General features: G+C 37.5%; 21 protein-coding genes. 18 read left to right on the top strand and 3 right to left on the bottom strand.

What is annotated here, in order from left to right; translation table 11 throughout:
• Positions 1-3 precede the first annotated feature (3 nt).
• The 7 genes from yqeH to BM211_RS08140 all read left to right on the top strand — a co-directional run bounded on the left by yqeH (position 4) and on the right by BM211_RS08140 (position 4592).
• Positions 4-1110, top strand: coding sequence for a ribosome biogenesis GTPase YqeH (yqeH, locus tag BM211_RS08170; protein WP_035429872.1), 1107 nt, complete (start codon positions 4-6; stop codon positions 1108-1110).
• Between the two features lie 14 nt (positions 1111-1124).
• On the top strand, positions 1125-1958 hold the full coding sequence (gene aroE / locus BM211_RS08165) for a shikimate dehydrogenase (RefSeq protein WP_090996231.1): 834 nt from the start codon (positions 1125-1127) through the stop codon (positions 1956-1958).
• Between the two features lie 4 nt (positions 1959-1962).
• On the top strand, positions 1963-2262 hold the full coding sequence (gene yhbY / locus BM211_RS08160) for a ribosome assembly RNA-binding protein YhbY (protein ID WP_035429866.1): 300 nt from the start codon (positions 1963-1965) through the stop codon (positions 2260-2262).
• 102 nt (positions 2263-2364) lie between these two features.
• Entirely contained in the window at positions 2365-2946 is a 582-nt protein-coding gene (locus BM211_RS08155; protein WP_090996228.1) for a nicotinate-nucleotide adenylyltransferase, read from the top strand.
• Positions 2924-3493, top strand: a complete 570-nt coding sequence (gene yqeK, locus BM211_RS08150) for a bis(5'-nucleosyl)-tetraphosphatase (symmetrical) YqeK (RefSeq protein WP_141771606.1) — start codon at positions 2924-2926, stop codon at positions 3491-3493. The genes BM211_RS08155 and yqeK overlap by 23 nt, the downstream gene beginning before the upstream one ends.
• Complete coding sequence (gene rsfS / locus BM211_RS08145; RefSeq protein WP_035429856.1) at positions 3490-3846, top strand: ribosome silencing factor; 357 nt, start codon at positions 3490-3492, stop codon at positions 3844-3846. The genes yqeK and rsfS overlap by 4 nt, the downstream gene beginning before the upstream one ends.
• On the top strand, positions 3843-4592 hold the full coding sequence (locus BM211_RS08140; RefSeq protein WP_035429854.1) for a class I SAM-dependent DNA methyltransferase: 750 nt from the start codon (positions 3843-3845) through the stop codon (positions 4590-4592). Before rsfS ends, BM211_RS08140 begins: the two co-directional genes overlap by 4 nt.
• A gap of 96 nt (positions 4593-4688) precedes the next feature.
• On the opposite strand, the gene comER is transcribed toward BM211_RS08140, so the two are convergent.
• Positions 4689-5513, bottom strand: a complete 825-nt coding sequence (comER, locus tag BM211_RS08135) for a late competence protein ComER (protein ID WP_090996223.1) — start codon at positions 5511-5513, stop codon at positions 4689-4691.
• 79 nt (positions 5514-5592) lie between these two features.
• Between comER and BM211_RS08130 the strand changes: the two genes are divergently transcribed.
• From BM211_RS08130 to BM211_RS08120, 3 genes are all read left to right on the top strand, one after another.
• Positions 5593-6192: a helix-hairpin-helix domain-containing protein gene (locus BM211_RS08130; protein WP_090996219.1), complete on the top strand. Its 600-nt coding sequence runs from the start codon at positions 5593-5595 to the stop codon at positions 6190-6192.
• Between the two features lie 66 nt (positions 6193-6258).
• Positions 6259-6816 carry a ComE operon protein 2 gene (locus BM211_RS08125; RefSeq protein WP_035429846.1) on the top strand — a complete coding sequence of 186 codons (558 nt, stop codon included), beginning with the start codon at positions 6259-6261 and terminating at the stop codon, positions 6814-6816.
• 19 nt (positions 6817-6835) lie between these two features.
• Positions 6836-9184, top strand: coding sequence for a DNA internalization-related competence protein ComEC/Rec2 (locus tag BM211_RS08120; protein ID WP_090996216.1), 2349 nt, complete (start codon positions 6836-6838; stop codon positions 9182-9184).
• Here BM211_RS08120 and BM211_RS08115 read toward each other — a convergent pair.
• Positions 9181-9315 (bottom strand): YqzM family protein, encoded by a 135-nt coding sequence (locus BM211_RS08115; protein ID WP_035429843.1) that lies wholly within the window; start codon positions 9313-9315, stop codon positions 9181-9183. The two genes, BM211_RS08120 and BM211_RS08115, sit on opposite strands and share 4 nt — an antisense overlap.
• A 415-nt stretch (positions 9316-9730) precedes the next feature.
• Here BM211_RS08115 and holA point away from each other — a divergent pair, with 415 nt between their 5' ends.
• Positions 9731-10744 carry a DNA polymerase III subunit delta gene (gene holA / locus BM211_RS08110; protein WP_035429841.1) on the top strand — a complete coding sequence of 338 codons (1014 nt, stop codon included), beginning with the start codon at positions 9731-9733 and terminating at the stop codon, positions 10742-10744.
• A gap of 81 nt (positions 10745-10825) precedes the next feature.
• Here holA and rpsT read toward each other — a convergent pair whose 3' ends face one another.
• Entirely contained in the window at positions 10826-11083 is a 258-nt protein-coding gene (rpsT, locus tag BM211_RS08105) for a 30S ribosomal protein S20 (protein ID WP_020062230.1), read from the bottom strand.
• 395 nt (positions 11084-11478) lie between these two features.
• Between rpsT and gpr the strand changes: the two genes are divergently transcribed.
• From gpr to dnaK, 7 genes are all read left to right on the top strand, one after another.
• Positions 11479-12582 (top strand): GPR endopeptidase, encoded by a 1104-nt coding sequence (gpr, locus tag BM211_RS08100; RefSeq protein ID WP_035429840.1) that lies wholly within the window; start codon positions 11479-11481, stop codon positions 12580-12582.
• Positions 12583-12603: 21 nt separating this feature from the next.
• Positions 12604-12945 carry a DUF3679 domain-containing protein gene (locus tag BM211_RS08095; protein WP_035429838.1) on the top strand — a complete coding sequence of 114 codons (342 nt, stop codon included), beginning with the start codon at positions 12604-12606 and terminating at the stop codon, positions 12943-12945.
• Positions 12946-13156: 211 nt separating this feature from the next.
• Positions 13157-14980, top strand: a complete 1824-nt coding sequence (gene lepA / locus BM211_RS08090; protein ID WP_035429837.1) for an elongation factor 4 — start codon at positions 13157-13159, stop codon at positions 14978-14980.
• A gap of 218 nt (positions 14981-15198) precedes the next feature.
• Complete coding sequence (gene hemW, locus BM211_RS08085; protein WP_035429834.1) at positions 15199-16338, top strand: radical SAM family heme chaperone HemW; 1140 nt, start codon at positions 15199-15201, stop codon at positions 16336-16338.
• Positions 16339-16559: 221 nt separating this feature from the next.
• Positions 16560-17591, top strand: coding sequence for a heat-inducible transcriptional repressor HrcA (hrcA, locus tag BM211_RS08080; RefSeq protein ID WP_035429831.1), 1032 nt, complete (start codon positions 16560-16562; stop codon positions 17589-17591).
• Positions 17592-17714: 123 nt separating this feature from the next.
• Complete coding sequence (grpE, locus tag BM211_RS08075; RefSeq protein WP_035429828.1) at positions 17715-18281, top strand: nucleotide exchange factor GrpE; 567 nt, start codon at positions 17715-17717, stop codon at positions 18279-18281.
• A 25-nt stretch (positions 18282-18306) separates the two neighbouring features.
• The gene (gene dnaK / locus BM211_RS08070) at positions 18307-20142 is read left to right on the top strand and encodes a chaperone protein DnaK (protein ID WP_035429827.1); all 1836 of its coding nucleotides are present in this window, start codon (positions 18307-18309) and stop codon (positions 20140-20142) included.
• The last annotated feature ends 22 nt before the right edge of the window (positions 20143-20164 follow it).

The raw sequence follows: 20164 nt of genomic DNA, 5'->3' as shown, positions 1-20164 counted from the left end.
AGTTTGACTGAGACATTTAAATGTATTGGGTGCGGAGTTGGCATCCAAACAGAAAATAAAAATGAAGTAGGTTATGCACCTGCTTCCTCGTTAGAGAAAGAAAGTATCATTTGTCAGCGTTGTTTCCGTTTAAAGCATTACAATGAAATTCAAGATGTGTCATTAACAGACGATGATTTTTTACGCATTTTAAATGGAATTGGACAATCTGATGCATTAGTTGTTAAGATTGTTGACATTTTTGATTTTAGTGGAAGTTGGCTCCCTGGCCTGCATCGCTTTGTTGGGAATAATAAAGTACTTCTTGTTGGAAACAAAGCTGATTTAATTCCAAAATCAGTAAAACAGGAAAAGCTTACACATTGGATGCGCTATAGTGCAAAGCAACTTGGTTTAAAGCCGGAAGATGTTTTCTTAATTAGTGCTGCAAAAGGTCAAGGTATTGAAGAGCTTGCGAGCGCAATTGAACAATACCGTGATGGAAAAGATGTGTATGTTGTTGGATGTACAAATGTCGGAAAATCAACGTTTATTAACCGTATTATTAAAACGTTTAGCGAGGAGACAGAAAATGTCATTACGACATCACATTTCCCAGGTACAACGCTAGACTTAATTGATATTCCGCTTGATGAAACTTCATCTTTATATGATACACCAGGTATTATTAATCATCATCAAATGGCGCATTACGTTGGGAAACAAAGCTTAAAAATAATTACGCCAACAAAAGAAATTAAGCCGATGGTCTTCCAATTGAATGAAGAACAAACATTATTCTTCGGTGGACTTGCACGACTTGATTATATAAGTGGTGGTCGTCGTTCGTTTACTTGTCATTTATCTAATCGTCTTACGATTCATCGTACGAAGCTTGAAAAAGCAGATGCATTGTACGAAAAGCATGCCGGGGAAATGTTAAACCCGCCAACACCAGAAGAACTTGAAAACATGCCTGAGCTTGTGAAGTATGAGTTTACCATTCATGAACCGAAAACAGATGTTGTATTTTCAGGTTTAGGATGGGTGACAGTGAATGAGGCTGGTGCGAAAATTGCAGCGCATGTACCAAAAGGAGTTAGTGTTTCATTACGTAGATCATTAATTTAAAGTGGTGAGGACTTATGAAACAATTATATGGTGTAATTGGAAATCCAATTGGACATTCCTTATCACCGCTTATGCATAATGATGCATTTGCTCATTTAGAGATGGATGCGCATTATCATGCTTTTCTTGTTCAAGAGAGTGAATTAGACGAAGCGGTGAAAGGATTGAAGGCACTTGGAGTTGTTGGATTTAATGTGACAACGCCGCACAAAGTTTCGGTTATGCAGCATTTAGACGAAATTGATCCTTTGGCAAAGCAAATTGGTGCGGTCAATACAGTGCTTCATAAAGAAGGAAAATTAATTGGCTATAATACAGACGGAATAGGGTATGTTCGTTCATTGCAATCTATTAGTAAAGAGCCATTGACGAACAAACGTATCTTACTGCTTGGAGCTGGCGGTGCGTGTCGTGCGATTTATTATTCACTTGCAGATGCTGGTGTGAAAGAGATTGACATTGCCAATCGTACAGTCAGGAAAGCAGAGCAGCTTATTGCAGATTGCAGAAGTGAAGTCGTGTCTTTGGCGCTTTCCTTAGAAGAAGCAACAGATAAACAAGCATTGTATGATATTATCATCCATACAACGACGGTAGGGATGCATCCTCATGTAGAAGATACACCGCTTTGCATTCAAAATTTGAAAAAAGGAAGCATTGTATCTGATATTATTTATAATCCGTTTGAAACGAAGTTATTGCATTGCGCGAAGGAGCATGGAGCGATTGTACAAAATGGCATTGATATGTTTGTCTTTCAAGGCGCACTTGCATTTGAAATTTGGACGGGACGATTGCCGAATATAGAACGAATGAAACAAATAGTAATGAAAAAGCTTGGAGGCTAAATACATGTTAACAGGAAAACAAAAACGATTTTTACGTGCAGAGGCGCATCATTTAACACCAATTTTTCAAGTTGGTAAAGGCGGCGTAAATGAAAATATGGTAAAACAAATTGCAGAAGCGCTAGAAGTACGCGAGTTGATAAAGGTTAGCGTACTACAAAACTGCGAATTTGATCGTCATGAAGTAGCAGAAGAGGTTGCGCAAGGTGCAAAAGCTGAACTTGTACAAGTAATCGGAGGTACAATCGTCTTATATAAAGAATCAAGAGAAAATAAACGTATTGTATTACCAAAAACAAAGTAACGATTTCTAAAAGTTAGTTGAACCAATCGAGTTCGTATAGGTACCTCGTTTTTCATTAATGAGAATGATCACCTATAAGGACGAGGTAAAGGGGCGTTTTCTTTGAAGCGAATCGGGATTATTGGCGGGACATTTGACCCACCTCATAATGGACATTTGTTAATTGCAAATGAAGTGTATGATGCATTGGGGCTTGATGAGGTTTGGTTTTTACCAAATCAAATCCCCCCTCATAAACGAGATAAGAAAGTTACAAGTGTACGTAATCGTTTAGAAATGATTCATTTAGCAGTTGAACAAGACAAGCATTTCTCTATTTGTTTAGCGGAGCTAGAACGTGAAGGTCCGTCTTACACATATGATACTATGTTACAATTGACAAGGGCGCATCAAAACGTTCAATTTTATTTTATTATTGGCGGGGATATGGTGGAGTATTTACCAAAATGGTATAACATTGATGAATTGTTAAAGATTGTTACGTTTGTCGGTGTTGCTCGTCCTGGTTATACACTTTCTACGCCTTATGATATTGTAACGGTGGAAATTCCGGAATTTGCTATTTCTTCTTCGCTTCTGCGTGAACGTTTTACAAAGAAGAAGACATGCAAATATTTGCTTCCAAAAGGGGTACAGGAATATATTGAGAGGAATGGGCTATATGGACCGAAAACGGGCACTTGAAATTGTAAAACAACAAATGCGTGACAAGCGTTATATTCATACAATTGGTGTTATGGAAACGGCTATTGAACTTGCAAAGCAATATGGTGTTGATGAAAAAAAAGCGGAAATGGCAGCGATTTTTCACGATTATGCAAAGTGTAGACCAGTTTCAGAAATGGAAGAGATTATTAAGCGAGAAAATTTTCCAAAAGATTTATTGCTTTATAATAAAGAATTATGGCATGCGCCGGTCGGGGCATATTTAGTAGAACGAGAAGTCGGTATTACAGATGCTGACATACTACAAGCTATTACGTATCATACGAGTGGACATGAACAGATGACAATGCTTGATAAAGTGATTTACGTGGCGGATTATATTGAACCTAATCGTAAGTTTCCAGGTGTTGAAGAAGCACGGAAGTTAGCGCGAGAAGATCTCAATCAAGCACTATTATATGCTTTAAAGCATACGATACAATTTTTAATGGAAAAGAATCAAACGATTTATCCATTAACATTTCAAACGTATAATGCAGTCATTAAGGAGGACCTTACGAAATGAAGGACAGAGAATTATTAATATTGGCAGCGCGAGCAGCTGATGATAAAAGAGCAGAAGATATTGTTGTGTTGAATATGCAAGGGATTTCCCCACTTGCTGATTATTTTGTAATTTGTCATGGTAACTCTGATAAACAAGTGCAGGCAATTGCTCGTGAAGTTAAAGCACAAGCGCATGAAGCACAGATCGATGTAAAACGCATGGAAGGCTTTGAAGAGGCGCGTTGGGTACTAGTTGATCTTGGTGATGTTGTTGTACACGTATTCCATAAAGATGAGCGTGGTTATTATAATTTAGAACGTCTTTGGGGCGATGTACCGCGCGAAGATGTTACAGAAGAGTTAGGGCAATGAGATACGAACAATTTGCATTGTTATACGATGAGCTAATGAATGATGTCCCATATGAAAAATGGGTAGAATTTACGGAACAAAGCTTGGAGCAAATTGGTAAAACAGATGCGAAAATTCTTGATGTAGCTTGCGGAACGGGGAATGTTACGTTACCTCTTGTACAAAAAGGATACGATGTAATAGGAGTAGATTTATCAGAAGAAATGTTAACAATTGCTCAGCAAAAGTTAGGTGAAGAAGGACAATTTATTCCTTTTTATCAACAAGATATGCGTGAGTTAGATGTTCCAGGCGAGTTCGATTGTGTAACAATTTTTTGTGATTCTTTAAATTATGTACTAGAAGAAGAGGGCATTCGAGAGACATTTCGACGTGTGTATCATCATTTGCGCCCAGATGGTTTGTTTTTATTTGATGTGCACTCTCTTTATAAAATTCATCACGTATTTCAAAATGAAACGTACACAATGAATGAAGATGAAATCTCGCTTATTTGGAACTGTTTCCCAGGTGAGGTGCCAAACAGTGTGGAGCATGATTTGACATTTTTTGTACGAGATGAAGAAGAAGATGTGTATCATCGATTTGATGAATTGCATATGCAGCGTACATATCCTGTTGAGGAGCTGACAAATTGGCTTGAAGCAGCTGGTTTTACCGTTCTTCGTGTAACGGGAGACTTTGAAAGAATGGAAGTCACAGAACAAACAGAGCGAATTTTCTTTGTGGCTACAAAGAATGCATAATAAAAAAAGCAACCGAATGGTTGCTTTTTTTTATTAAATAGTAAAAAATAAAATGCTTTATGAAGGAATATAGTTGTTTTTGTCGTAAAAGATATATTAATGTTTATGAAATTGCTGTTCGATGTGCTCTACATCCTCTTCGTATTTTTCATGTGTTCGTTTTAACACCTTGTTAAATGTATCTCCAATATGTTCTTCTAAAACGCGAATCCCTTCGCCTGTAATTCCTCCTTTTACACAAACTTTTTCCTGTAAAGTCGGCAAGGTGAAAATTTGTTTTTCTAGCAGTTTCCCCATTCCAATAATCATTTCACTCGTTAAAACTGTAGCTTCTTCACGTGTAATATTTGTTTCCTCTACAGATGCGTCAATAAAACGTTGTAATAAGTAGCTGAAAAATGCCGGGCCGCAGCTTGCGATATCGGATGCTACTCTTGTGATATTTTCATCAATGATGGTAGGTTTAGAGATTTTTTGAAACAAGTTCAGTATCTGCTTTTGCCATTCTTGCGAGCAGTTTTTCCCGAATGTGCATAGAGAGACCCCGGCTAATGCGCGATTTGTAATACTTGGAATCATACGAGCAACATGACAAGAAACGATCGTTTCTAATTGTTCAGTAGATATGGGACTTGTAATGGAGATTAGACATTTATCGTTAGTAAGAATTGAAGCATGCTTTGTCAAAATAGGATGTATGTCTAATGGTTTTACACAAATAAAAATCAGTTCAGAACGTCCGATTACTTCTTGAATTGTTTTGGCTATATGAATTGAAGGATACTTCTCTTTTATATGATATGCTTTTGCGAAAGTACGATTAATAATAGTAAGACACGAAGGTTTGACAGCGCGGGCTTCGATGCATGCATCAATAAGTATATTCCCCATATTCCCTGTTCCTATTATTCCTATGTTCAATGTTTCATCCCCTCCTTCGTAACATCTTTCTCCTAAACAATATGAAGTTTATTTTGAATTTATGAATTAGAGGTGCAAAATGATGATGAATTTGCCAAGAAAGTGGTTCGTTTTATTTGCAGCAATTGGTATTGTCATTATTTTATTTTTATGGCAAACAAAAGATGGACAAAAACAAGCGGTAATGAAAGTGGAAGCGAATGCGAATGCGAAAATGGAAGAAAAAAAGGAAAAAACAAAGGGAACGGAATCTAAATTGCAATCAAAAACGATTCTTGTTGATACGAAAGGAGCTGTAAATCATGAAGGAGTATATGAATTACAAAGCGGGGCGCGAGTGAAAGATGCTGTTGAAAAGGCGGGAGGTTTCTTACCAGAAGCGGATATAACAAAAGTAAATTTAGCGCAGCTTGTCCAAGATCAAATGCTGATTTATGTACCCAAAAAAGGAGAAGCCCTTGCGAATGGAGCACCTTTGTCAGATGGAAAAATACAAATAAACATAGCGACAAAGGAACAGCTTGAAAAAATATCGGGCATTGGTCCTAGAAAAGCAGAAAATATTATCAAGTATCGTGAGCAGCATGGCCCCTTTCAAAAAGTAGAAGATTTATTAGAGGTCGATGGAATTGGTGAAAAATCACTGGAAAAAATAAAAGATGAGATAATTGTTCACTAAATAAACATTGACGGCTTTTTTCTTATTTCGCTAAACTATAAGCAGATTAAAAAGTAGGTGAAGATAATGGAACGAGTTTCTTGGGATCAATATTTTATGACACAAAGTCATTTATTATCACTTCGCAGTACGTGTACAAGGCTTGCAGTTGGCGCGACAATCGTGCGTGATAAGCGGATTATTGCTGGTGGCTATAATGGGTCGATTGCCGGCGGTGTGCATTGTATAGATGAAGGGTGTTATGTGATCGATAATCATTGTGTGCGTACAATTCATGCAGAAATGAATGCATTGCTGCAATGCGCGAAATTTGGTGCGAAAACGGATGGCGCAGAAATTTATGTCACCCATTTTCCATGTTTACATTGCTGTAAGGCGATTATCCAAAGTGGTATTACAGCCGTGTATTACGCACAAGATTATAAAAATCATCCGTATGCACTTGAGTTATTTGAACAAGCAAATGTAAGAATAAAACATGTTCCTCTTGCATTTGACGTGACAACATTAGAAGAACAACAGAAAATGCAGGAGCTAAAACAGCTTTTGTCTTCGTTACAATCTGACGAAATGACGTTAGAACAAATGCAACAAGTATTACAACAAGCAAAAAATATGGTATAAACCGTGAGGTGAGTACGTGTTGCGTGGGCAATGGATTTGCGTTGCAATCTCAGTTATCTTTGGGATTGCAACAGCTTATTCCTCTTTTTTTATCATTCCTCTTCTTATATTTGGCTGTTATTGTGTAGTTTGTTTTTTGCGTACTTCTCTGCCGCTCCTCTTCTTGATTGTCCTCGTATTTGTTCTTACATATGTATATGCAATCTATGTAGATTCACAAAATCATTCTAAGCTTTCTTTTCAGGAAACAAATGTAACAGGTACCATTCAAAGTACGCCGATTATAAATGGAAATCGCCTTTCTTTCCAGTTGCAAATGAATAATGACGAAACAGTGCAGTTGTTTTATAAAATTCCTTCTCGTGAATTAAAAGAAAAATTGAAGCAGTTAACACCTGGTATGGTGTGTACGTTTACTGGTAAGTTGAAAGAACCACCATCTCCTCGTAACTTTTATGCGTTTAATTATAAGGATTATTTGTATAAGCAGCATATTCATGCTCTTTTTGAAGTGGAATCGATCTCGAATTGTGTGCAAAAAAATAAGTCGTTTGTTCATTGGTTATTTTCGGTTCGAAAAGCAGCTGTTTCTTATATAGGAGAGAATTTTTCTGGGCAATCAGCAGCTTTTATGAATGCTTTATTGTTTGGGGATCGTCAATATATGACGTTTGAAGTTGAAGAACAGTATCAAGAGTTTGGACTTGTTCATTTATTGGCGATATCGGGATCGCACATTGTTTTGTTAACTGCAATATGTTATTTTGTATCACTTCGAATTGGGATGACGCGTGAAAGCACAACAATGTTTCTACTTGTTTGTATTCCGTTATATATGTTTTTGGCAGGGGCCACGCCATCTGTTGTTCGGGCATCTATAGCAGCTGTTATTGTATTCGGAGCCCTTACGCGAGCAGTGCGAGTGTCCGGGATGGATGCTTTAAGTATGACATTAATAATCATGATTTTTTATGATCCGTACGTATTATTTGACATTGGGTTCCAGTTTTCATTTGTTGGAAGTTTTTCTCTTTTGTTATCTTCATCACGTCTGCTAGCTAACGAAAACGGTATAGTGAAAAATTCTATATACATTTCCGTTATTTCTCAATTAACAAGTATACCTATTCTACTCTATCACTTCGGTTATGTCTCTCCTTACAGTATCCTTCTTAATATGATTTATGTCCCGTTTTTATCTTTACTTGCTTTGCCTGTTTGTATTGTCATTCTTGTATGTCTCATATGTCTTCCAATCATATCTCAATGGTTAGCTAATTTGTTGTCTCTATGTATACATGTTTCGAATGTGATGCTTCGAATGTGCGAAGCTTTACCGTTTGTACGTCTTACCTTTGGAGAAACCGAACCGTTTCTCGTTGCTTTATATTGTATAAGTATTATAACGGTTCTTATATCATGGGAAGGGTTTATGTGGAGAACATATCGTCTGTTATTTCTATCAAGCTTTTTTCTCCTTAGTACATGCCACTATGCCTTTCCATATGTAAATGCATACGGAAGTGTTACTTATATTGACGTCGGACAAGGGGACGCCATTTTAATTCGCCTTCCATACAATCAAGGGACGTATTTAATTGATACGGGCGGAACAATTCCAGTTAAGAAAGAAGAATGGCAGCAGAAAAAACATGAATTTTCTGTTGGGCATGATATTCTCGTTCCTTTTTTACAAAAAGAGGGTGTCCGCACGATTGATAAATTAATTGTGACACATGGAGATATGGATCACGTAGGAGCAGTGCAAGAGGTAATGCAATCTATTACGGTAAAAGAAGTCGTATTCGGGAAGAAGGTAAAATTTTCTTTGCCTGAGCAACAAATACAACGGCTTGCTGCGCAAAAGAATGTGCCCGTTCGAATTGTAGAAAAAGGAGATAGCTGGAAGGCGGGAGAGGCGGTGTTTTCAGTATTATCACCAAAAGGAGAAGAAAAAGAAGATAATAACCAATCTATTGTACTTTGGACAAAAATAGGGGGACTAACATGGTTGTTTACCGGTGATTTAGAAGAAGCAGGTGAGAAACACTTTATAAAATGGTATCCAGAGCTGCGTGCAGACGTTTTAAAGGTTGGACATCACGGAAGTAAAACGTCATCTTCAGGGCCGTTTTTAGATGCTGTTCAGCCGAAAAAGGCCATTATTTCTGTTGGTGAGAAAAACCGTTATCGACATCCGCATATTGAAGTGTTAGAGCGTTTAAATATGCGTGGAATTGAGGTGTGGAGAACCGATGAACAAGGAGCGATTTCTTATGTTTTCCGAGAGGAGACGGGAACGTTTCGCAGTAAGTTGACATATGATGAAACACAGAAAAAAAAGAAGACTGCCACATGCAGTCTTTAAGAACCGATTAATTTAACGACTGTTGCGATGATAAATAAGGTGGCAAAAAATCCGAACGAAACGATAAAGCCTACACCTGAGTCGACAGCGTCATTACGCTTACTTTGAACGTTTTTTTCAAATTCATTCATCTTTGAATCCCTCCCAACATTCCACTTTAGTATAAAATATTGTCAGAAAAAAATCTACAATTTATCTAGTTAATCGTGGCCTGTAATCTTATTGTTAATAGAAAATTCAAAATGCTAACACTTAACAATTGGTAAAGTCTCTTTTCAAGGTTTTCAGCGGTGGGATAACTGCTGATTAAGGCTCGACTGCTTCAATGCTTTTCCAAGTGTGCTAACAGTTGTCATTCATAGCTTGTAATCTCGGTGCAAACAATAAAATTAAAGGGGTCACCGTTACGAAATAAGAATCCTGGGGCTTATTTTGTAACGTTTTATATAGATCAAGGAACGGGTAGCTGCCTGTTCCTTTGGACTTGTAAAACGGCAGTTGTCACATTACTATAAGTATATAAAGTGTTAGGGAGTAGGAAATGACATGAGTGATATACATAAAAAAATAAAGAAAAAGCAATTTGCTTCGTTATACTTGTTGTATGGGACAGAGGCATATTTTATAAATGAAACGCTCCAGCTTTTAACATTAGAAGCGTTAGCTGAAGAGGATCGTGAGTTCAATGTTGTTACGTATGATTTGGAAGAAACATACATAGAGGAAGTTGTTGAAGACGCACGAACGCTTCCTTTTTTTGGGGAACGTAAAATAATCGTTGTAAAATCACCGTTGTTTTTAACAGCGCAAAAAGCAAAAATTGAGCAAAACGTCAAAGTACTAGAAGAATATATTGCTGAACCTTCACCATTTTCCATTCTTGTGTTTATTGCTCCGTTTGAAAAATTGGACGAGCGTAAAAAAGTTACGAAGCTCTTGAAAAAAACAGCGGATGTAGTAGAAGCGAATGCTCTGCAAGTACAAGATGTACGTAAATGGATTATAAGCCGTACGGAAGAAATGCATATTCAAATAGAAGAAGCGGCAGTCAGTTTACTATTAGAGCTTGTTGGAAGCAATGTAACGATGCTTGCTAAGGAAATGGATAAATTGACATTATATGTTGGAGTAGGCGGTGAAATAACGGCAAAGCTTGTCGCGGAACTCGTTCCAAAGTCTGTTGAACAAAATGTATTTTCTTTAACAGAAAAGGTAGTAAAAAAAGATATTGCAGGTGCGATGCGTATTTTAGAAGGATTATTTACGCAACAAGAAGAGCCGATTAAGCTGCTTGCGCTTCTTGTGAGTCAATTTCGTTTATTATATCAAGTGAAAGAACTTCAGCAGCGTGGTTATGGGCAAAATCAAATTGCATCGCATATCGGTGTACATCCGTATCGTGTGAAGCTGGCTATGAATCAAACAAATTTTTTCTCGTTTGAAGCGTTAAAACGAGTGATTCACGAACTTGCTGAGGCAGATTATAATATGAAGACGGGAAGAATGGATAAACGTCTTGTACTAGAATTTTTTCTTATGCGTTTAAATCATATTGGATAGTGGAAAAATGTTCATGTAGACAACTGCATGAACATTTTTTTGTAAATAAAAAACGACCCATACGGATCGTTTTTAAACGCCTTACGCGTTTACTTGTTTCGCTAAGCGAGATTTTTGACGAGATGCAACGTTTTGGTGGATAAGACCTTTACGAGCTGCTTTGTCAAGTTTTTTAGAAGCTACTTTGTATGCCTCTTTTGCTGTTTCAAGATCGTTATTGTTAACTAAAGCTTCTACAGTTTTAACAGCTGTACGCATGTCAGACTTGATAGAAGCGTTATGTGCACGACGCTCTTCGCTAAGTTTAGCGCGTTTGATAGCAGATTTAATGTTTGCCATATATTTCACCTCCCTGGTGCAATCGAGTGACTCGATTCTTACATAGAACAAGTGATATTCTATCAAACGGAGAAGAGAATTGCAATAGCGAGAACGATGAAATTTCAATATAGGAAAAGAATGACTGAGAATAAATTGGGGAATTCTATATAAATCCAAATTAAAAAAACGGCATAAAACCTCCCTCTTTTTAGATGATTGAGAGCATCTGGCCATGCATAGAAGCGGTCAGGGTCTTTTTCTACCACATGCAAAATTCAAACAAAGGGAGCAAGAAAGTAGCAGATTCCTTTTTTCTGCATAGCAGCAATCTATATGTCGAAAATTTGTGGGGGATGAAGAAAACTCTCACTGATGGAAGTTTCACTTTAAATATGAATAGTGGAGGAGATTGTATGAGTGAACCGCTTGATTTAAGTAAATATGGGATTCGAACAGATCTTGCATTAGAAGCCCATCAAATGCTGCAAGAGAAGCAAGAAGAAAAAACAGCGATTCAAGGTGTGATTGTAAAAGAGCGCGAAGAAGAAGGGATTACAATTACAAAGGTGACGATTGATGAAAGTGCTGCTCCGGCGATGGGAAAGAAACCAGGAAATTATTTAACTTTAGAAGTGCAAGGAATTCGTCAGCAAGATACAGCGCTGCAACAAAAAGTAGAAGAGATTTTTGCAAAGGAATTTTCGCATTTTCTAAAAGAGATTGGAATAAATGAAGAAGCAAGTTGTTTAATTGTGGGGCTTGGTAATTGGAATGTAACGCCGGATGCCTTAGGTCCAATTGTTGTAGAGAATGTCCTTGTTACGCGCCATTTGTTTCAGTTGCAGCCGGAAAGTGTTGAGGAAGGGTTTCGACCTGTCAGTGCAATTAGACCGGGTGTTATGGGAATTACAGGTATTGAGACGAGCGATATGATTTATGGTGTTATTGAAAAGACGAAACCAGACTTTGTCATTGCGATTGATGCACTTGCTGCTCGTTCTATTGAGCGAGTTAATAGTACGATCCAAATTTCGGATACTGGTATTCATCCTGGCTCTGGTGTTGGGAATAAACGAAAAGAATTGAGCAAAGATACGCTAGGTATACCGGTGATTGCAATTGGTGTTCCGACCGTTGTAGATGCAGTTTCAATTACAAGTGACACAATTGATTATATTTTAAAGCATTTTGGGCGTGAACTGCGTGAGGGAGGAAAACCATCTCGTTCTTTACTTCCAGCCGGTTTTACATTTGGTGAGAAGAAGAAGTTGACACAAGAAGATATGCCAGATGAAAAAAGCCGCAATATGTTTTTAGGGGTTGTTGGTACGTTAGAAGAAGAAGAGAAGAGAAAGCTAATTTATGAAGTGCTAGCACCGTTAGGACATAACTTAATGGTAACACCTAAAGAAGTAGATGCGTTTATTGAAGATATGGCGAATCTAATTGCGAGTGGTTTGAACGCAGCTCTTCATCATCAAGTTGATCAAGACAACACAGGGGCATATACGCATTGATTGGAAAAGGAGAAATAAGAAGTGGAGCAGTTTACACGCAAATGCATCATTGTCGTTGTTAGTGCATTTCTTATAACGTTAGCGGGTATGCAAGTTGCTAATAGCGGATTGAAACGAATGAAAGGTTATCATAATCCAACATATGAACAAATTGCTCATATAACAGGCGCAAACTACGGGGATAGAGAAAAAGAAATTTTTGGGAATGTATTTTCCGTTGAGGAAAAACAAAAGCAACTAGAAGAATTAAAAAGCTTTAATATGTTTGAGAGTATGGGAAGAGGATTGACTTCTTTAGTACAACGTGTCATTTGCAGCATAACATATATGATTGTTGATAAAATAAAAGGTGCATTTCATTAATGCACAGTGTAAAAAAGGCGGCTATCTTACGGACAAGTAGGATAGCTTTTTGTATTTTTAGGAAAGGTTTGTCTATTGTTTACGAATTGCATATGATAAAAGTAAGAGTACTTGCTTATAACGCTGCACCAGTTTTCATTGAATCTTTTTCCTGGTATTGATATAATCAGTGCTAGTGTATATTGGCGAGATTAGTAGGAGTGATAAATAGATGAACAAAGAAGAAAGAGCAAAAAGGCAGTCTAACATTCGTAACTTTTCCATTATTGCTCACATTGATCACGGGAAGTCAACGTTGGCAGACCGTATTTTGGAGAAAACAAATGCGTTAACACAACGCGAGATGAAAGCACAGTTGCTTGACTCCATGGATTTAGAGCGTGAGCGCGGGATTACAATTAAATTAAATGCAGTACAATTAACGTATAAAGCGAAAGACGGAGAAGAATATATTCTTCACTTAATTGATACACCAGGTCACGTCGACTTCACGTATGAAGTGTCTCGTAGTTTAGCGGCTTGTGAAGGTGCGATACTTGTTGTGGATGCGGCGCAAGGAATTGAGGCGCAAACATTAGCAAACGTATATTTAGCACTTGATAATAATTTGGAAATTTTACCGGTTATTAACAAGATTGACTTACCAAGCGCTGATCCAGAACGTGTTCGTCAAGAGGTAGAGGATGTAATTGGCTTAGACGCATCAGAAGCTGTGCTTGCTTCTGCAAAAGCGGGGATTGGTATTGAAGAGATTTTAGAACAAATCGTTGAAAAAGTACCAGCTCCAGCAGGTGATTCGGAAGAACCATTACAATGTATGATTTTCGATTCTTTATATGATCCGTACCGCGGTGTAATTGCTTATATCCGTGTTGTAAACGGTACAGTAAAAGTTGGCGATAAAGTACGTATGATGGCAACAGGTAAAGAGTTTGAAGTAACAGAAGTAGGTGTGTTCACACCGAAAACAACGCAGCGTGAAGAATTAACAGTAGGTGATGTAGGCTTCTTAGCAGCATCGATTAAAAATGTTGGTGATACGCGTGTAGGTGATACGATTACACATGCAAAACGTCCAGCGGCAGAACCTTTACCAGGGTATCGTAAATTAAACCCAATGGTATTCTGTGGTTTATATCCAATTGATTCTGCACGTTATAATGATTTACGTGATGCATTAGAAAAGTTAGAATTAAATGACTCTGCTCTTGAATTTGAACCAGAAACGTCTCAAGCACTTGGATTTGGTTTCCGCTGTGGATTCTTAGGCTTACTTCATATGGAAATCATTCAAGAACGTATTGAACGTGAATTTAAAATTGATTTGATTACAACAGCACCAAGTGTTATTTATAAAGTATATTTAACAAACGGTGAAGACATGACAGTTGATAACCCATCTAACATGCCAGATCCGCAATCTATTGATCGTGTGGAAGAACCGTATGTAAAAGCATCTATTATGGTTCCGAATGATTATGTTGGAGCGGTTATGGAAATTTGCCAAGGAAAACGCGGGACGTTTATTGATATGCAATATTTAGATGAAACACGCGTTACTTTGACATATGAAATTCCACTTTCTGAAATCGTATATGATTTCTTCGATCAATTAAAGTCGAATACGAAAGGATATGCATCCTTTGATTACGAGCTAATTGGTTATAAACCGTCTAAGCTTGTGAAGATGGATATTTTATTGAATGCTGAACAGGTCGATGCGTTATCTTTCATTGTGCATCGTGACTCAGCATATGACCGTGGAAAAGTAATTGTAGAAAAGTTAAAAGAGTTAATTCCAAGACAGCAGTTTGAGGTGCCTATACAAGCGACAATCGGAAATAAAGTCGTGGCGCGTTCTACAATTAAGGCGATGCGTAAAAACGTATTAGCAAAATGTTACGGTGGTGACATTTCTCGTAAACGTAAACTTCTTGAAAAACAAAAAGAAGGTAAAAAACGTATGAAGTCTGTTGGTTCTGTAGAAGTACCGCAAGAAGCATTCATGGCTGTACTGAAAATGGATGATAACTAATAAAAAGAAGCCGTACAAACGGCTTCTTTTTATTTAGGAAGTAGAAATCTAAAGTTTTGGTTAATATTTAGACATCTTTGTATCTCTCCTATACAATAGTGGTGATACTTTTGATTGTAAAAGGAAGAATCAGAATGGAGAAAGTTCGCATAGGATTACAGAAGTAAATAAACCTCCGAAGTGCGGAGGTTTTCTTTTTAGAAAGGTAGGAACAGAATTTGATACAAGCTGCATATATTCATATTCCGTTTTGTCAGCATATTTGTCACTATTGTGATTTTAATAAAGTGTTTATTGAACGTCAGCCAGTTGAACAATACTTGCAATATTTAGAGAAAGAAATTGTGAATACAATCAACAAAACGCCTTTTAAAGAAATGAAAACGATTTTTGTTGGTGGAGGAACGCCAACAGCGCTAAATATGGAACAGACAAAGCAATTGCTAGATATTATTAATCGTCGTTTACGGCCGTTTGCGCCAAATTGTGAACTAACTTTTGAAGCGAATCCGGGAGATTTACCAAAAGAGAAATTAAATCTTCTACAAGAAGGCGGCGTAAACCGGATTAGTTTTGGTGTTCAAACGTTCCGAGATGAATTGCTGAAAAAAATTGGGCGCGGGCATACGAGAGAAGATGCGTTTGTAGCGATTCGTGAGGCGCAGGAAGTTGGTTTTACAAATATTAATGTTGATTTAATTTATGCATTGCCAGGGCAAACGATAGAAGACGTGAAAGAAACGTTAGAGATTGCATTTACCCTTGGGGTTCAACATTTCTCAGCGTATTCTTTAATTGTGGAGCCGAAAACGGTCTTTTATAATTTAATGAATAAAGGAAAGCTGAGACTCCCAGGTGAAGACAATGAGGCTAAAATGTATGAAATTGTGATGGATGAGATGGCGAAGCATGGTTATCAGCAGTATGAAATTAGTAATTTTTCAAAAGAGGGTTATGAAAGTAGACATAACCTAACTTATTGGAATAATGATGAATACTACGGTTTCGGAGCTGGCGCTCATAGTTACGTAAATGGCGAGCGTATTCAAAATGTAGGTCCACTAAAACAATATTTTACGAAAATTGATGAGACAGGTTTGCCGTATTTAGATGTTCATACAGTAACAACCCAAGAAAAAATGGAAGAAGAGTTATTCTTAGGGCTTCGAAAAACAGCAGGCGTTTCGAAAGTGGAATTCAGCAAAAAATTCGGCGTAGAGATGAACGATATCTTTGCAAAACAGTTACGTCATAATAAGGAACATGAATTGCTTCAAGAAACAAATAATCATGTCTGTTTAACAAGAAAAGGGAAGTTATTAGGAAATGAAGTCTTTCAATCATTCTTAGTGGATTAAACGCTGTGTCCCGCTCAAACAGACGGTACAAAGAGGTAAATCGAGAAGAAAAACCGTCTGTAAGAGCCCGATTGGCTCAGCTAATTAGCAGCGAAAATCGTGCTGCTAAAAGTTTCACCTTATCCCATCACGTTTCCGTTGACAATTCAATATCAATTTTGGTAAGTTAGTAATAGATTTAGCACTCGAAACATAAGAGTGCTAACAGAGGTGATGATGAAATGCTTACGGAACGTCAGCTCTTAATTTTACAGACGATAATTGACGATTTTATCGGATCAGCACAACCTGTTGGATCAAGAACATTATCTAAAAAAGAAGAAATCACATTTAGCTCAGCAACAATTCGAAATGAAATGGCTGACTTAGAAGAATTAGGGTTTATTGAAAAAACACATAGTTCTTCAGGGCGCGTTCCTTCTGAAAAAGGGTATCGCTTTTATGTAGATCATCTTCTTGCACCGCAACATTTGCCTAGTGAAGATGTTATACAAATTAAAGACTTGTTCGCTCAAAGAGTTTTTGAAGCAGAAAAGCTTGCGCAGCAATCAGCGCAAATTTTATCAGAGCTCACGAATTATACGGCAATTGTTCTTGGGCCAAAAGTTAGTGCGAATAAGTTGAAAAATGTGCAAATACTTCCGCTTGGACATCAAACAGCGGTTGCAATTATTGTAACTGATACAGGACATGTGCAAAGTAAAACAATCACGGTTCCGGAATCTGTTGATTTGCAAGATTTGGAAAAAATGGTTAACATTTTGAATGACAAGTTGTCTGGTGTACCGATGTCAGAACTGCATAATAAAATCTTTAAAGAAATTGTAATGGTTTTGCGTCAGTACGTTCATAATTATGATAGCGTCATGAAGATGTTAGACGGTACATTTCAATTTCCATTATCTGAAAAAGTATATTTTGGTGGAAAAACAAATATGCTTGCGCAGCCTGAATTCCATGATATTCAAAAGGTCAGATTATTATTCAATATGATTGAAAATGAAGATGCTTTTTATGATATCTTAAAGAGTAAACAAATTGGCATTCAAGTGAAAATTGGCCGTGAGAATTCTTCAGCTGCTATGGAAAATTGTAGTTTGATTTCTGCGACATACTCGATTGGAGATGAGCAACTTGGAACAATTGCGATTTTAGGACCGACAAGAATGCAATATTCTCGTGTCATTAGTTTGTTGCAATTGTTTACAAGACAATTTACAGATGGACTGAACGGTTTGTATAAACCGGAATAATAAGAAACTTCCATTTGTGGCGGGGGTATATTCCGCTACATATGATTAGTTGGATACAAGAAATTAGATAGCTGGGTTTGTACTAAGGTGTGCCTGCCCTGCCTTTTTAAGGAGGTGAAAGTTGTGGAAGAGCGTAATGAACAAATGGTAGAAGAAGTAAAAGAAGCGCAAACAGAAGAAGCTGTAGCTCCAGAAAATGGCGAAGAAACTGTTGTGGAAAAAAATGAATCTTCTCTTTTACAAGAAAAAGTAGATGAATTACAAGCGAAATTGTCGGAAACGGAAGGTCGCATGATTCGTCTACAAGCCGATTTTGAAAACTATAAGCGCCGCGTTCAACTAGATAAGCAAGCGGCTGAAAAATATAGATCACAAAACCTTGTATCAGATATTTTGCCGGCTCTTGATAACTTTGAAAGAGCAATGCAGGTGGAAGCAAATGATGACCAAATGAAATCTTTATTACAAGGGATGGAAATGGTATATCGTCAGTTGCAAGAAGCATTAGCAAAAGAAGGTGTTGAAGCGATTGAAGCTGTTGGAAAGCAGTTCGATCCGCATGAACATCAAGCTGTTATGCAAGTGGAAGACAGTGAATTTGAATCAAATGCGGTTGTGGAAGAATTCCAAAAAGGTTATAAACTGAAAGATCGTGTGATTCGACCATCAATGGTAAAAGTAAATCAATAATTACATAAATATAGGAGGTTTCGTCATGAGTAAAATCATCGGTATAGACTTAGGTACAACAAACTCTTGTGTAGCTGTTATGGAAGGCGGAGAGCCAAAAGTTATTCCAAATCCAGAAGGTAATCGTACAACTCCTTCTGTTGTAGCTTTCAAAAATGATGAGCGTCAAGTAGGGGAAGTAGCGAAGCGTCAAGCAATTACGAATCTGAATACAATTATCTCAATTAAGCGTCATATGGGTACAGATTACAAAGTAAATGTAGAAGGTAAAGAATATACGCCTCAAGAAATTTCTGCAATCATTTTACAAAACTTAAAAGCTTCTGCTGAAGCATACTTAGGTGAAACAGTAACAAAAGCTGTTATCACAGTACCAGCATACTTTAACGATGCAGAGCGTCAAGCGACAAAAGATGCAGGTCGCATTGCTGGTTTAGAAGTAGAACGTATTATTAACGAACCAACAGCAGCAGCGCTTGCTTACGGTTTAGAAAAACAAGACGAAGAACAAAAAATCTTAGTATATGACTTAGGTGGCGGTACGTTTGACGTATCTATTCTTGAGTTAGCAGATGGAACATTTGAAGTTATTTCAACTGCTGGTGACAACCGTCTTGGTGGTGACGACTTTGACCAAGTGGTCATTGATCATTTAGTAGCTGAATTCAAAAAAGAAAATAACATTGATTTAAGCCAAGATAAAATGGCACTTCAACGTTTGAAAGATGCAGCTGAAAAAGCGAAGAAAGATCTTTCTGGTGTAACGCAAACACAAATTTCATTACCGTTCATTAGTGCAGGTCCTGCAGGTCCATTACACTTAGAGTTAACGTTAACAAGAGCGAAATTTGAAGAGCTTTCAGCAAACCTTGTTGAAAGAACATTAGAACCAACTCGTCGTGCGTTAAAAGACGCTGGTCTTTCTCCAAGCGAACTTGATAAAGTAATTCTTGTTGGTGGTTCTACTCGTATTCCAGCTGTACAAGAAGCGATTAAACGTGAAACTGGTAAAGAACCATATAAAGGTGTAAACCCTGATGAAGTTGTAGCGTTAGGTGCTGCAGTACAGGGCGGTGTACTTACTGGTGATGTAAAAGACGTTTTATTATTAGACGTAACTCCGCTTTCTTTAGGTATTGAAACAATGGGCAGCGTGTTTACAAAATTAATTGAGCGTAACACAACAATCCCAACAAGTAAATCACAAGTGTTCTCAACAGCTGCTGATAACCAACCAGCAGTAGACATTCACGTATTACAAGGTGAGCGTCCAATGGCAGCGGATAACAAAACGTTAGGTCGCTTCCAATTAACAGACATTCCACCAGCACCACGTGGCATTCCGCAAATCGAAGTAACGTTCGATATTGACGCGAACGGTATCGTAAACGTACGTGCGAAAGATTTAGGAACAAGCAAAGAACAAACAATTACAATCCAATCTTCTTCAGGTCTTTCTGATGATGAAGTAGAACGTATGGTAAAAGAAGCAGAAGCAAATGCTGATGCTGACCAAAAACGTAAAGAAGAGGTTGAACTTCGCAATGAAGCGGATCAACTTGTATTCCAAACTGATAAAGTTGTAAAAGATTTAGAAGGCAAAGTAGATGCAGCTGAAGTAGCGAAAGCAACAGAAGCAAAAGATGCATTAAAAGCGGCAATCGAGAAAAATGATCTTGATGAAATCCGTGCGAAAAAAGATGCACTTCAAGAAATCGTACAACAATTAACTGTAAAATTATATGAGCAAGCTCAAGCTGCTGCAGGAGCACAGCAAGCAGACGGTGCACAAGGTAATGCAGGCGCAAAAAACGATAATGTAGTAGATGCTGAGTTTGAAGAAGTAAAAGAAGATAAATAATCAAATAAGTAAGATGACAAAA

This window comes from Bacillus sp. 491mf (genome assembly GCF_900112415.1).
Taxonomy (GTDB): Bacteria; Bacillota; Bacilli; order Bacillales; family Bacillaceae_G; genus Bacillus_A.
Note: the sequence above shows the minus strand (reverse complement) of the source record. Positions and strands in the feature narration are given on the sequence as shown.